At 59.5% G+C, this 14,505-nt stretch carries 12 protein-coding genes; 7 read left to right on the forward strand and 5 right to left on the reverse strand.

What is annotated here, in order from left to right:
* Positions 1–53: 53 nt before the first annotated feature.
* Together RMV17_RS25455 and RMV17_RS25460 are read left to right on the forward strand one after the other, a co-directional pair.
* Positions 54–410 carry a hypothetical protein gene (locus tag RMV17_RS25455; RefSeq protein WP_311883448.1) on the forward strand — a complete coding sequence of 119 codons (357 nt, stop codon included), beginning with the start codon at positions 54–56 and terminating at the stop codon, positions 408–410.
* Positions 411–480: 70 nt separating this feature from the next.
* The gene (locus RMV17_RS25460; protein WP_311883450.1) at positions 481–975 is read left to right on the forward strand and encodes a GreA/GreB family elongation factor; all 495 of its coding nucleotides are present in this window, start codon (positions 481–483) and stop codon (positions 973–975) included.
* Here RMV17_RS25460 and gdhA read toward each other — a convergent pair.
* Together gdhA and ettA are read right to left on the reverse strand one after the other, a co-directional pair.
* The gene (gene gdhA / locus RMV17_RS25465) at positions 972–2,309 is read right to left on the reverse strand and encodes an NADP-specific glutamate dehydrogenase (protein WP_311883452.1); all 1,338 of its coding nucleotides are present in this window, start codon (positions 2,307–2,309) and stop codon (positions 972–974) included. The genes RMV17_RS25460 and gdhA overlap by 4 nt on opposite strands.
* A 302-nt stretch (positions 2,310–2,611) precedes the next feature.
* Positions 2,612–4,276, reverse strand: a complete 1,665-nt coding sequence (ettA, locus tag RMV17_RS25470) for an energy-dependent translational throttle protein EttA (protein WP_311883454.1) — start codon at positions 4,274–4,276, stop codon at positions 2,612–2,614.
* Positions 4,277–4,561: 285 nt separating this feature from the next.
* Between ettA and morA the strand changes: the two genes are divergently transcribed.
* Together morA and glyA are read left to right on the forward strand one after the other, a co-directional pair.
* Positions 4,562–8,410, forward strand: a complete 3,849-nt coding sequence (gene morA / locus RMV17_RS25475; RefSeq protein WP_311883456.1) for a cyclic di-GMP receptor MorA — start codon at positions 4,562–4,564, stop codon at positions 8,408–8,410.
* A gap of 210 nt (positions 8,411–8,620) precedes the next feature.
* Positions 8,621–9,874, forward strand: a complete 1,254-nt coding sequence (gene glyA, locus RMV17_RS25480; protein ID WP_034153834.1) for a serine hydroxymethyltransferase — start codon at positions 8,621–8,623, stop codon at positions 9,872–9,874.
* Positions 9,875–9,882: 8 nt separating this feature from the next.
* On the opposite strand, the gene RMV17_RS25485 is transcribed toward glyA, so the two are convergent.
* Complete coding sequence (locus RMV17_RS25485; protein ID WP_311883458.1) at positions 9,883–10,209, reverse strand: hypothetical protein; 327 nt, start codon at positions 10,207–10,209, stop codon at positions 9,883–9,885.
* Here RMV17_RS25485 and RMV17_RS25490 point away from each other — a divergent pair.
* From RMV17_RS25490 to RMV17_RS25500, 3 genes are all read left to right on the forward strand, one after another.
* Positions 10,208–11,521, forward strand: coding sequence for a C4-dicarboxylate transporter DctA (locus tag RMV17_RS25490; protein WP_311883460.1), 1,314 nt, complete (start codon positions 10,208–10,210; stop codon positions 11,519–11,521). The two genes, RMV17_RS25485 and RMV17_RS25490, sit on opposite strands and share 2 nt — an antisense overlap.
* 82 nt (positions 11,522–11,603) lie before the next feature.
* Complete coding sequence (locus RMV17_RS25495) at positions 11,604–12,308, forward strand: FadR/GntR family transcriptional regulator (RefSeq protein WP_034153832.1); 705 nt, start codon at positions 11,604–11,606, stop codon at positions 12,306–12,308.
* Positions 12,309–12,326: 18 nt separating this feature from the next.
* A complete protein-coding gene (locus tag RMV17_RS25500) occupies positions 12,327–13,037 on the forward strand; it encodes a GntR family transcriptional regulator (RefSeq protein ID WP_311883463.1) in 711 nt (236 codons plus the stop codon).
* Positions 13,038–13,160: 123 nt separating this feature from the next.
* On the opposite strand, the gene yjiA is transcribed toward RMV17_RS25500, so the two are convergent.
* On the reverse strand, positions 13,161–14,132 hold the full coding sequence (gene yjiA / locus RMV17_RS25505) for a GTPase (RefSeq protein ID WP_311883465.1): 972 nt from the start codon (positions 14,130–14,132) through the stop codon (positions 13,161–13,163).
* A 162-nt stretch (positions 14,133–14,294) separates the two neighbouring features.
* Positions 14,295–14,492, reverse strand: coding sequence for a YbdD/YjiX family protein (locus tag RMV17_RS25510; protein ID WP_003228401.1), 198 nt, complete (start codon positions 14,490–14,492; stop codon positions 14,295–14,297).
* Positions 14,493–14,505 lie beyond the last annotated feature (13 nt).

Raw genomic sequence — 14,505 nt, forward strand, 5'->3', positions numbered from 1 at the left:
AATCAGCTTCTAGACTTTCCCCATAAGCCGGACAACCGGCGCGGGAGAGTGCGATGTGGTGGTGTGCGGGTTTGCTGGGTGTTGTGCTGTTGCTGGGCGGTTGCCAGACCACCCATGAAGATTTGATCGCCAAGGGTTATCCACCGGCCTTCGCCGACGGCTTCGATGACGGTTGCATCAGCGGTCGTCAGGCGGCCGGTTCGATCAGCGGCGAGTTTCGCAAGAACGTGCCGCGCTATCTCAAGGACAAGCAATACGCCGAAGGCTGGACCGACGGCTTTCGCCAGTGTCAGGCAATGCTGGAAAACAAGGGTCGCGAAGAGTATCGCAACGAACACTGGGACGAACGCGAGCGCGCCTGGCAGCAACAGAAAGATCAGGACGCCGGGCGGGCTTATCGCTCGCCATAGGTCGCTGCCAGACATCCAGTGAAACCAAATGCCTGCGAGCATGGCCCAAACCTCATACGAGGAGGACACCATGAGTCGCGCATTCGTCAACGAAGACAACGCCGCCGCACAAGCCGATCAGCCGGTCGAGCGGCAGGTCAGCGAGCAGCCCAATTACGTCACGCAACAAGGCTTGGCGCAGTTGCAGGCGAAAGTTGCCGAACTGCAAACCCTGCACGCCGAACAAACGGCCAAGGGTGAGCAGGCCGACAAACAACGGCTGGCGGATCTGCAAAGGGATTTGCGCTACTTCAATCAGCGCCTGAGCAGCGCGCAAGTCGCCGTCGCAGCCACGTCCAGAGACAAGGTACAGATCGGCAGTTGGGTAACCTACGCCGACGAACACGACACCGAACGTCGGGTGCAACTGGTCGGCGAAGATCAGGCCGATGCTGGCAAAGGCCTGATCAATTGGGGCTCACCGCTGGGCCGGGCGTTACTCGGTGCCCAACTCAACGACGAGGTGCTGTGGCAGCGCCCCGCCGGCGATCAAATGATTGAAGTGATCCGCATCGAACCGGCTTAAACCACGCCCTGCGCGAGCATTGCGTCGGCCACTTTGACGAAGCCGGCGATGTTCGCGCCTTTGACGTAGTTGATCCGGCCGTTCTCTTCGCCGTAATGCACGCAAGCGTGATGGATCGACTGCATGATCGCGTGCAGCTTGCTGTCCACCTCACCCGCCGTCCACAGCAGACGCATAGCGTTCTGCGACATTTCCAGACCGCTCACCGCCACACCGCCGGCGTTGGACGCCTTGCCCGGCGCAAACAGAATCCCGGCTTCGATAAAGATATCCACAGCCTCGAGCGTGGTCGGCATGTTCGCGCCCTCAGCTACGCACACGCAGCCATTGCGCAGCAGCGTGCGTGCAGCCTCAGCGTCGAGTTCGTTCTGCGTGGCGCACGGCAATGCGATGTCGCATGGCAGCGACCACGGCAGTTGAGCAGCGCGGAATTCCAGACCGAATGCCGTCGCCAGTTCACTGATGCGTCCACGCTTGACGTTCTTCAGCTCCAGCAGCGCCAGCCACTGTTCTTCGCTCAGGCCCGCTTCGCAGTACAGCGTGCCTTCGGAGTCGGACAGCGAAATCACTTTGCCGCCGAGGTCCATAACCTTGCGTGCTGCGTATTGCGCGACGTTGCCGGAACCGGAGATTGCCACACGCTTGCCTTCAACGGTCTGCTCGCGGCGCTTGAGCATTTCTTCTGCGAAATACACGCAACCGAAACCGGTGGCTTCCGGGCGAATCAGGCTGCCGCCGTAGGTCATGCCTTTGCCGGTCAGCACACTGGTGAACTGGTTGCTCAGGCGCTTGTACTGGCCAAACAGGAAACCGATCTCACGCGCACCGACGCCGATGTCACCGGCCGGCACGTCAACGTCGGCGCCAATATGGCGATACAACTCGCTCATGAACGCCTGGCAGAAACGCATGACCTCAGCGTCACTCTTGCCCTTCGGATCGAAGTCGGAACCGCCCTTGCCACCGCCCATGGGCAGCGAGGTCAGGGAGTTTTTGAAGGTCTGTTCGAAGGCGAGGAATTTCAGCACGCCCATGTTCACCGATGGATGGAAACGCAAGCCGCCCTTGTACGGGCCGATGGCGCTGTTCATCTGGATGCGGAAACCGCGATTGACCTGGACCTTGCCCTGATCGTCGACCCATGACACGCGGAACACCACTGCACGCTCCGGTTCGCAGATGCGCTCCAGAATCCCCGAGGTCAGGTAATGCGGATTGGCTTCGAGAAACGGCCACAGACTGCGCAGGACTTCTTCGACGGCCTGGTGGAATTCGGGTTGATCCGGGTCGCGTTTTTTCAGACGGGCGAGGAAGGATTCGACGGATTCGATCATGGGAAAAGTCTCGGCAAATTTATTGTCGTTGGAGGAGATTGGGCCGGACTGTAACAAACGAAATGCGCACAGGAACAGAGCAAAATGTCGCAGTTATGAAATTAAATGGTGCACAGGATATAAATCAGAAGGATTTTTAGCCGGTTTTGCACCTGAATGGTGAGATCAAATTCAAGTGATGCACCAACAGTGATTCAGCTATCGCTGGCAAGCCAGCGATGAATCCAACTCGGTATCCCTGAAAACACAGGCAAAAAAAACGGAGCCCGAAGGCTCCGTTCTTTTATGCAACCAACCCGATATCAGGCCAGTTTCTTGTGACGTACCCGGTGTGGCTGGGCAGCTGCTTCGCCGAGACGCTTCTTGCGATCCGCTTCGTACTCGGTGTAGTTACCTTCGAAGAAGATCGCTTGCGAATCGTCTTCGTACGCCAGGATGTGCGTTGCCACGCGGTCAAGGAACCACCGATCGTGAGAGATCACAATGGCGGCGCCCGGGAAGTCCAGCAGGGCTTCTTCCAGGGAACGCAGGGTTTCAACGTCGAGGTCGTTGGACGGTTCGTCGAGCAGCAGGACGTTGCCGCCCTCCTTCAGGGTCAGCGCCAGGTGCAGACGACCGCGTTCACCACCGGACAGGTCCTTGACGAACTTCTGCTGATCGCCGCCCTTGAAGTTGAAGCGACCGACGTAGGTGCGCGACGGGATCTCGTAGTTGCCGATGCGGATCTGGTCGGAACCGTCGGAGATTTGCTGGAACACAGTCTTGCTGCCATCCAGGTCATCGCGGCTCTGGTCGACGCAGGCCAGTTGCACGGTTTCGCCGACTTCGATGCTGCCCGAATCCGGTGTTTCCTTGCCCATCAGCATGCGGAACAGGGTCGATTTACCGGCGCCGTTACCACCGATCACGCCGACGATCGCGCCTTTCGGCATCGCGAACGACAGGTTGTCGATCAACACGCGATCGCCGTAGCCCTTGGTGACGTTCTTGAATTCGATGACCTTGTCGCCCAGACGTGGACCGGCCGGGATGTAGATCTCGTTGGTTTCGCTGCGCTTCTGGAATTCCTGCGATTGCATTTCTTCGAAGCGTTGCAGTCGTGCCTTGGATTTCGACTGGCGGGCCTTCGCGCCTTTGCGCACCCACTCCAGTTCTTCCTTCATGGCTTTTTCGTGGGCCGACTGCTGCTTGGATTCGGCAGCCAGACGATCGGACTTGGCTTCAAGCCAACCCGAGTAGTTGCCTTCGTACGGAATGCCCGCGCCGCGGTCGAGTTCGAGAATCCAGCCGGCGACGTTGTCGAGGAAGTAACGGTCGTGCGTGATCGCTACCACAGTGCCCGGGAAGTCGTGCAGGAAGTGCTCGAGCCACGCAACGGAGTCGGCGTCCAGGTGGTTGGTCGGTTCGTCGAGCAGCAGCATGTCCGGCGCGGACAGCAGCAGACGGCACAGGGCCACACGACGTTTTTCACCACCGGACAGGTGTTCTACTTTCGCATCCCAGGCCGGCAGACGCAGCGCATCGGCGGCGACTTCCAGTTGGCGCTCAAGGTTGTGACCGTCGCTGGCCTGCAGGATCGCTTCGAGTTTGGCTTGCTCGGCGGCCAGCTTGTCGAAGTCGGCATCCGGATCGGCGTAGGCCGCATAGACCTCGTCCAGACGCGCTTGCGCATCCTTGATCACGCTGACCGCTTCCTCGACCACTTCACGCACGGTCTTGGTCGGATCAAGTTGCGGCTCTTGCGGCAGATAACCGATGTTCAGCTCCGGCATCGGACGGGCTTCGCCCTCGAACTCGGTGTCGACGCCGGCCATGATTTTCAGCAGCGTGGACTTACCCGAACCGTTGAGGCCGAGTACGCCGATCTTGGCGCCGGGGAAGAAGGACAGCGAAATGTTTTTGAGAATTTCCCGCTTCGGCGGAACAACTTTGCCCAGCCGATGCATGGTGAAGACGTATTGAGCCATGGAGAACCTTGGGTCAGTGACAGATGAATGATTGCAGCGCAGGCGATGCCCGGCCAGACCATGCGCGTCGTTCACTTGATGGTTATCAATGCGTGCGCGCTGAAAAAGTCTGAGTCTAGGAGCTGGAACGCTCCCGCGTAACCGGCAAAGCTACCTTAATGACGGAAGGCAGTCCAGCCGCGCGGGGCTGGCACTTCGCCACGACTCAAGGCATGCTAGCCGCCCTTTGGGCGTCCGGCTTATAGTGCACGTCGCGCCAGTCCAGCCAAACCGCAGGATTACAGCTTGTCCAATGTCACTCCGCCAGCTTCTGTGAGCAGCACCCCACCGGCGCCCGGCTCGTCCCTGCGCGGTACATTAAAGGGTGCGCTGGCGACGCTCGTGCTTTTATTGCTCGCGTTGCTGTTCTGGCAACTGCTCGATCAACTGCGCGAAACCCAGAAAAACCAGCGTCAGTACACCATCGATTACACCGCTGACCTCGCCTCGCAGGTCAGCCTGAACATGGCGCTGAACGCGCAAATCGCCCTCAATCTGCTACCGATCGTCGAACAGCCGCAATCAGCCGACGAACAGCAGGCGCTGCTGCGCAAGCTCCAGCAATCCTTGCCTGACCTGCGCAGCCTGGCCCTGCTCACCCCTTCCGGAAAAATCATCAGCGACAGTGCCGACAACAGCCACGACGCCGATTACCTGAGCGAACTGGTGCGCCGCAGCCGTGCACAGGCGCATTACTTCAGCAACGCCGACGACGGTTCGGTGGTGCATCTGTTATTGCATCAGGCCAGCGGCAGCACGCGCGGTTATTGGGCATTGCGCCTGACCCCGACGTTCTTCGACTCGCTGACCAAACAGGGCGAAACCGGTATCCGCCCGTTGTGGCTGGTGGAAAACCGCGTCAATCATCAGATCATCAGCCGCGACGAAGCGCAGCCTTCGGCCAGGCCCGGCGTCTTGAGTCCGGACGACATGGCCAACACCGTGTTGACCGTGCCGCTGAGCAGCAGCGACTGGCAGTTGCGTGGCCTGTTCGACCGTCAACGTGTGCTCGAAGAACTGTTGCCGGCGTTTATCGGCAAATGCCTGTTGGGCCTGGCGTTCTCGATGCTGCCGGTGATTGCGCTGTTGAACATGCGCCGCCGCCAGCGTCAGTTGCACGAAGGTCGCCGGCGCTATCAGGACATTTTCGAAGGCACCGGCGTGGCCCTCTGTGTGCTTGATCTGTCCGGCCTGAAGCAGGTCTTCGACAAGGCGCAGATCCAGACCAGCGACCAGCTCAAGGCCTGGCTCGACCAACCGGCGCAGCGCCAGCAACTGTTGCAGGAACTGCGCGTCACCGAGGTCAACCAGGTCGCGTTGCAACTGCTCAACGTCAACTCCTGCGAGCACGCCTGGCAGCTGTTGATCGACGGTCATCCGCACCGCCAGTGCGCCATCGGCAATCAAGTCCTCGACGCCGTGTTGCAGCAACAAAAGCAGCTGGAACTGGAAATCAAGCTGCCGGACATCAATGGCCGCGACCAGCACCTGTGGATGGTGTTGCGTCTGCCGACCGAGCAGCACGACTACAAAGCGGTGATCCTCAGCATCAACGACATCACCAGCCGCAAGCTGATCGAACTGTCGCTGCTCGAGCGCGAAGGCTTCTGGTCGGACGTGGTGCGCACCGTGCCGGATCATCTGTACGTGCAGGATGTGATCAGCCAACGGATGATTTTCAGCAACCACCACCTCGGCCAGACCCTCGGCTACAACCGCACCGAACTGCACCAGATGGGCGAGTATTTCTGGGAAATCCTGCTGCACCCGGAAGATGCCGACTACTACCATCGCTCGCGGCAGATGCAGCGTCACGCCGGCTACAGTCAGTTGCTGCAATGCCAACTGCGCTTCCGCCATCGCGACGGCAAGTGGCGGCGCTTCGATATTCGCGAACAGGCCTTGGCCCGCGACAAACACGATCAGGTCACGCGGATCATCGGCGTGGCCAAGGACATCACCGAACAGATCGAAGCCAGCGAATCCCTGCGTGACAGCGAGCAGCGCTACCGCATGCTCGCCGAAAGCATCAGCGACGTGATCTTCTCCACCGACAGCAAACTCTCGCTGAACTACGTCAGCCCGTCAGTGCAAGCCGTGCTGGGTTACGACGCCGAGTGGATTTTCCAGAACGGCTGGCAATCGACCATCGCCAACCCGCAGCAACTGAGCGGCATCTACACGCTGATGGATCGCGTCAGCAAGGCGCTGGACAAACCCGAGCAACTCGCGGTGTTGCGCAATCAGGTGCAGACGCAATTGTTCCTGTTCGATTGCCTGCGCGCCGACGGCCGCAAGATCCCGATCGAGCTGCGGCTGGTGTTGGTATGGGACGAGCACGGTGCGTTTGAAGGCGTGCTCGGTGTCGGTCGCGACATCAGTCAGCAGCGCCGCGCCGAGAAAGACCTGCGCATGGCCGCCACGGTTTTCGAACACTCGACCTCGGCGATCCTGATCACCGACCCGGCCGGCTACATCGTCCAGGCCAACGAAGCTTTCAGCCGTGTCAGTGGCTACGCGGTGAGCGAAGTGCTCGACCAGTTGCCGAACATGCTCACCGTCGACGAACAACAGGACGCGCATCTGCGCTACGTGCTCAAGCAACTGCATCAGCACAGCACCTGGGAAGGCGAAGTCTGGCTCAAGCGCCGTAACGGCGAGCATTATCCGGCGTGGGTCGGCATCACCGCGGTGCTTGACGACGAGGGCGATCTGGCCAGTTACGTGTGCTTCTTCAGCGACATCAGCGAGCGCAAGGCCAGCGAGCAACGGATTCACCGCCTCGCCTACTACGACGCCCTGACCCACCTGCCGAACCGCACGCTGTTCCAGGATCGTCTGCACACCGCGCTGCAATCGGCCGAACGGCAGAAGTCGTGGGTGGTGCTGATGTTCCTCGACCTCGACCGCTTCAAACCGATCAACGATTCCCTCGGCCACGCCGCCGGCGACCGCATGTTGAAAGACATGGCCACGCGCCTGCTGGCCTGCGTCGATGATGACGACACCGTGGCGCGCATGGGCGGCGACGAATTCACGCTGTTGCTGCAACATCGCTCCAGCCGCGAAATGGCGCTGAACCGGGCGATTCATGTCGCCGAACAGATTCTCGGCAGCCTCGTCCGACCATTCGTGCTTGAAGGTCGCGAGTTCTTCGTCACCGCCAGTATCGGCATCGCCCTGAGCCCGCAGGACGGCAATGAACTCAGCCAGTTGATGAAGAACGCCGACACCGCGATGTACCACGCCAAGGAGCGCGGCAAGAACAACTTCCAGTTCTATCAGGCCGACATGAACGCCAGTGCGCTGGAGCGTCTGGAACTGGAAAGCGACTTGCGCCATGCCTTGGAACAGAACGAATTCGTCCTGTATTACCAACCGCAATTCAGTGGCGACGGCAAACGCCTGACCGGCGCCGAAGCGCTGTTGCGCTGGCGTCATCCACGCCGTGGCCTGGTGCCGCCCGGGGATTTCATTCCGGTGCTGGAAGAACTTGGTCTGGTGGTGGACGTTGGCGATTGGGTGATCAGCGAGGCGTGCCGGCAGTTGAAAACCTGGCACCAGAACCGCGTGCGCGTGCCGAAGGTGTCGGTGAACATTTCCGCGCGGCAGTTCTCCGACGGCCAGCTCGGCACGCGGATCGCCACGATCCTGCGCGAAACCGGCCTGCCGCCGGCGTGCCTGGAACTGGAACTGACCGAAAGTATCCTGATGCGCGAAGTCAGCGAGGCGATGCAGATTCTCGCCGGGCTGAAAAACCTTGGCCTGAGCATTGCGGTCGACGACTTCGGCACCGGTTACTCATCGCTGAACTACCTCAAGCAATTCCCGATCGACGTGCTGAAGATCGACCGCACCTTTGTCGATGGTTTGCCGTCCGGTGAGCAGGACGCGCAGATCGCCCGGGCGATCATTGCCATGGCGCACAGCCTGAATCTGGCGGTGATCGCCGAGGGTGTGGAAACCCATGAGCAGTTGGACTTCTTGCGTGAGCATGGGTGCGATGAGGTTCAGGGGTATCTGTTCGGGCGGCCGATGCCGGCGGGGCGGTTTGAGGCGCAGTTCAGCAATGACGCGCTCTTCATGTTTGACTGATGGAGCTAACAGCTCCGATCAATCAAACATGAAGAAAGCTGCAAGCTTCAAGTAGCGAGCGACAAGCAAGAGCGAATCGGCTTTTACTTGCCGCTTGTGGCTTGCTGCTTGAAGCCCGCTTATCCACAACCTGATTGTGTTTCATAGCCCTTCTAAAAGCGGTTGGGTTAGAATGCCCCCCTTTTCTGCCCCCGATCCTTGAGGACCGCCATGTTCAGCCGTGATTTGACTATTGCCAAGTACGACGCCGACCTTTTTGCCGCCATGGAGCAAGAAGCTCAGCGTCAGGAAGAACACATTGAGCTGATCGCTTCGGAAAACTACACCAGCCCAGCGGTGATGGAAGCTCAAGGCTCGGTCCTGACCAACAAGTACGCCGAAGGTTACCCAGGCAAGCGTTACTACGGTGGTTGCGAGTACGTTGACGTTGTTGAGCAACTGGCCATCGACCGCGCCAAAGAACTGTTCGGCGCCGATTACGCCAACGTTCAGCCGCACGCCGGTTCACAAGCCAACGCCGCTGTTTACCTGGCCCTGCTGCAAGGTGGCGACACCATTCTGGGCATGAGCCTGGCCCACGGTGGTCACCTGACCCACGGCGCCAGCGTTTCCTCCTCCGGCAAGCTGTACAACGCCGTGCAGTACGGCATCGACGCCAACGGCCTGATCGACTACGACGAAGTCGAGCGTCTGGCAGTTGAGCACAAGCCGAAAATGATCGTGGCCGGTTTCTCTGCCTACTCGCAGATTCTGGATTTCCCGCGCTTCCGCGCCATCGCTGACAAAGTCGGTGCTTACCTGTTCGTCGACATGGCTCACGTGGCCGGTCTGGTCGCCGCTGGCGTCTACCCGAACCCGGTGCCTTTCGCTGACGTCGTGACCACCACCACCCACAAGACCCTGCGCGGTCCACGTGGCGGCCTGATCCTGGCGCGCGCCAACGCCGAGATCGAGAAGAAGCTGAACTCCGCGGTATTCCCGGGCGCCCAGGGTGGCCCGCTGGAGCACGTGATCGCCGCCAAAGCGATCTGCTTCAAGGAAGCGCTGCAGCCTGAGTTCAAGGCCTACCAGGAACAAGTGGTGCTGAACGCCCAGGCCATGGCCGAAGTGTTCATCGAGCGCGGTTTCGACGTCGTCTCCGGTGGTACCAAGAACCACCTGTTCCTGCTGTCGCTGATCAAGCAGGACATCTCCGGTAAAGATGCTGACGCCGCTCTGGGCAAAGCGTTCATCACCGTGAACAAGAACTCCGTACCAAACGATCCACGCTCGCCGTTCGTCACCTCCGGCCTGCGCTTCGGTACTCCGGCTGTGACCACTCGCGGCTTCAAGGTTGCAGAGTGCAAAGAGCTGGCTGGCTGGATCTGCGACATCCTGGCTGACCTGAACAACGAAGCGGTGATCGACGCCGTTCGTGAGAAAGTCAAAGCCATCTGCAAGAAACTGCCGGTATACGGCGCTTAATTGCGACGTTAAATCCGCAGCATGAAAAACCGGCCAAGCGATTGGCCGGTTTTTTTTCGCCCCTGATTTCCCGTGTAGAGCCGCCGCAGGCTGCGATCTTTTAATCTGGATCTTAAAAACAAGATCAAAAGATCGCAGCCTTCGGCAGCTCCTACGCGGCTATGGCCGCCGGTCAGACCGGTCATGCCAATTTTCATGTTTTCACTTGTCATCCCGAAAAAACCGAGCGTAGACTGCGCCTGCACTGGACATACCGGTAAGACCACAATAATTAAGTCCTGAATCTGATGTGCTCCGCACACGGCAGCCAGGACACCGACCAGGATTCCTCCCATGCTCAGATGGTGCTCGCGTTCAATCTTCCTCCAAGTGGTTCTCGGACTGGTGCTCGGCATCGTCTGCGGGCTGACCCTTCCTGAATACTCGGCCCAGCTCAAACCGCTCGGCGACGGCTTCATCAAACTGATCAAGATGCTCATCGGCCTCATCGTGTTCTGCGTGGTGGTCAGTGGCATCAGCGGCGCGGGGGATCTGAAGAAGGTCGGGCGCATCGGCCTCAAGTCGGTGATCTACTTCGAAGTGTTGACCACCATCGCTCTGGTGATCGGCCTGGTCTTCGCCTTCAGCACCGGCATCGGCAGCGGCGCGAATATCCATCTCGAGCAATTGTCCACCGCCGACATGGGCGATCTCGCCGAACGCAGCCAGCACATGCACACCACCACGCAGTTCCTGATGGACCTGATTCCAACGTCGGTAATCGGCGCCTTCGCTGACAACAACATCCTGCAAGTGCTGCTGTTTTCGGTGCTGTTCGGCAGCGCGTTGAATCTGGTCGGCGAAGCGGCTTCCGGAATCTCCCGGCTGATCAACGAACTGAGCCATGTGATCTTCCGCATCATGGGCATGATCGTGCGTCTGGCGCCGATCGGCGTGTTCGGCGCCATCGCCTTCACCACCAGCAAATATGGCCTCGATTCCCTGCAGCACCTGGGCAGTCTGGTCGGCTTGTTCTATTTGACCTGTATCGCTTTCGTCAGCGTGATTCTCGGTCTGGTGATGCGCGCCTCTGGCCTGCGTATGTGGCCGCTGCTCAAGTACCTGCGTGAAGAACTGCTGATCGTCATGGGCACGGCGTCCTCCGACGCGGTGTTGCCACAGATCATGCGCAAACTCGAACATCTCGGTATCGGTAGCTCGACCGTTGGTTTGGTGATTCCGACCGGCTACTCGTTCAACCTCGACGGTTTCTCGATCTACCTGACCCTGGCCATCGTGTTCATTGCCAACGCCACCGGTACGCCACTGGCGATGACTGATTTGCTGACGATTCTGCTGGTGTCCCTGATCACTTCCAAAGGCGCCCACGGCATTCCCGGGTCGGCACTGGTAATTCTGGCGGCCACGCTGACAGCTATTCCGGCAATCCCGGTGGTCGGTCTGGTGCTGGTGCTGGCGGTGGACTGGTTCATGGGCATCGGCCGGGCACTCACCAATCTCATCGGCAACTGCGTCGCCACCGTCGCCATCGCCCGTTGGGAAAAAGACATCGATGTCCAACGCGCCAACAAAGTACTCAGCGGTCAGCAGGGCTACACCTTTCAGCCGCGTAAAACAGCAACTCCGGCGCACCAGCAGGAGTTCTGATTTCAACCCTGCAGGCGCTGCCGCAAGCGGTGATCTTTGATCCTGGTTTGCGGCGCCCCTACAGGCACATGGAGCAAGACAAGTGATTACCACATCAACCGTCGTCAACTCAGTCGTAGAAAAACTCCGCGCCGCCCTCGCCCGGGGTCAGTGGCGCTCCGGCGACATGCTGCCGGGCCAGCGTGAACTGGCCGAACAACTGGGCATAAGCCGGCCGAGCCTGCGCGAAGCGGTGATCGTCCTGGAAACCCTCGGTCTGGTGCGTTCGATGCCGGGCAAAGGCGTGGTCGTGCTCGACGCGCAATTGAGCGACAGTCAAAGCCACGACAGTGCCGTAGCCGGCGCCAGCCTGGAAGACGTGCTGCAACTGCGTTACACCCTTGAGCCGTTCATTGTCGGCTTGGTCGCGCAGTCGATCAGCAGCAAGGAGGTCGGCCAGTTGCGCCTGACCCTGATGGACATGCGCGAAGCCCTCGAGGCCGGCGACAGTGAAGCCGGGGTCAGCGCTTACATCGCCTTCCACGAAGAGTTGTTCACACTCACGTCGAATCCGATCTTCCAGAGCGTGGTGCAGCAGACCAGCAACGCCCTCAAGCAGAGCGCCGAGGTGCTGCGCAATTCACCTGAACATCTGGCCGAACGCCTCGAAGAAAACGAAGCCGTAGTCCGCGCGATCCGCAGCAAGAACAGCGCCCAGGCCAGCGCTGAAATGCGTCGGCACATTTTGCGCGAAGGTCAGCGCATGGGCATTGAGCTGAATATTCCGGAAGACAACTTGAGTCGCTGATCCAATGGGAGACAGGTCATGAACAGTTTCGCCTCACCGTCGCAAACCCAATCGACTACTGCGCCCCTGCCCTTCTCCCGCCTGCGCGCATCGGTGGAGGATCTGTATCCGCGACTGTTCGACGCGATTCTCGAGCAACGCATTGATTCATCCAGCCGTTTTACCGAGGACAGCTTGAAAGAGATGTTCTGCGCCAGCCGCGCCGATGTGCGGCGCGTGTTGACGCGGTTGTCGCTTGAGCAGGTCATTGTGCTGCGCGCCAATCATCGGCCGCGCGTCGCCACACCTGATCGGGAGCAGACGCGGCAAGCCCTGCATGCGCGGCGTCTGGCCGAAAGCACGCTGGTGCGTCTGGCCTGCCAGCGTCCGCAAGCGGAAGAATTGAAACGCTTGCGCGGGTTGATCGAACGCGAGCGTCAGGCGGTCGAGCAGGATCGGCGGGGTGCGGCGATTCGCTTGTCCGGGGAGTTTCATCTGCATTTGGCGACAATGGCGGGGAATGCACCGTTGGCGCATTTTCTTGGCAGTCTTGTGCCGCTTACATCATTGGCGATTGCGCGAAGTGAGTGCCAGACGCATAGCTGTTGCGCGTGGAAGGAGCATTTGGCGCTGGTTGAGGCGATTGAAAGTGGAGATGGGGTTAAGGCCAGTCTACTGATGAACCGGCATCTGGATAATCTGGAGCAGACGCTGCTGGAGCCAACCGTCAAGCATTGTGTTGTCGGTTAAATCGCCATCGCGGGCAAGCCCGCTCCCACAGGTTTATTGGTGTGCACACAATCTGTGAACGACAAATAACCCTGTGGGAGCGGGCTTGCCCGCGATGACGTCAGCCCTGACACCAAACAACCATCAGGCAGAAGCGACTCTGGCAAACCCCGCCCGAATCTTCTCTTCCGGCAAATCATCGGCAATAAACACAATCACACTTTCCCGCGCCTCACCCTCGGCCCATTCGGTGTCCCAGTCGAAGCCATAGAGCTTCAACACACCCTGGAACACCAACCGCCGATCCTCACCGGCGATGCTCAGCACGCCTTTGTAACGCAGCAATTGCTTGCCGTGTTCTTCGAGCAATTCATTCATGAACTCGCTGAGCTGATCGATATCCAGCGGCTGATCGGTGCGCAATACCAGACTGGAAATACGATCAATCGACGGCGCCTTGCTTACCGGGCGCAAGCTCAATCCGCCGCCAAGATCGGCGTTGAGGTTAAAGCCGCGCACGTCGAGCAATTCAGCCAGATCGATGTTGCCGTGATCAACCACACGGACTGGCGCGCGACGGTTGATTCGCGTCAGGCGTTCGCTCAGGGCGGTGAACGTGGCTTCGTCGACCAGATCGGTCTTGCTCACCAGCAAGCGGTCGGCAAAACCGATCTGCGCCTGAGCGATGGTCTGGGTCAGGTGGACATCCGCGTGCGCCGCATCGACCAGGGTAATGATGCCGTCGAGCAGGTAACGCTCGCGCAATTCCTCATCGATGAAAAAAGTCTGCGCCACGGGTGCCGGATCGGCCAGACCGGTGCACTCGATGACCAGACGATCGAACGCAATCTCACCGCTGTCCAGCCGTTCAAGCAGCAAGTACAGAGCCTTGGTCAGGTCGGTGTGAATGGTGCAGCAGACGCAGCCGTTGGCCAGAGTCATGACTTGCACCGGTTCGTCACCCAACAACTGAGTGTCGATACCGGCGTCGCTGAATTCGTTTTCGATCACGGCGATTTTCAGGCCGTGCTCGGCTTTCAGGATATGGCGCAGCAACGTGGTCTTGCCGGCACCGAGAAAACCGCTGAGTACCGTTACAGGTATGGGAGAAGACAAAACAGATCCCCTTCACAAAATGAATGAACAACACAAAAACAACTGTGGGAGCGAGCTCGCTCGCGAAAGCGGTGTGCCAGTCAAATTATTCATCAACTGACGCTCCGTATTCGCGAGCAGGCTCGCTCCCACAGGGGATTACCTCAACCTTGCGCTATCAGCTCAACAGCACTTCGGCCCACCCTTGCCACCGTAACGGGCTTCCTGACGTTCGCGAAAGAACATCTCGTAGCTCATCACCGGTTTGTCCGGGTGTTTGGTTTGCATATGCTCGACGTAGGTGTCGTAGTCGGGCATGCCGACCATCAGGCGCGCGGCCTGACCGAGGTATTTACCGAGGCGACTCAGGTCATTGAACATGGTGCAATCCTCT

The organism is Pseudomonas sp. VD-NE ins, from assembly GCF_031882575.1.
GTDB lineage: Bacteria > Pseudomonadota > Gammaproteobacteria > Pseudomonadales > Pseudomonadaceae > Aquipseudomonas > Aquipseudomonas fluorescens_BZ.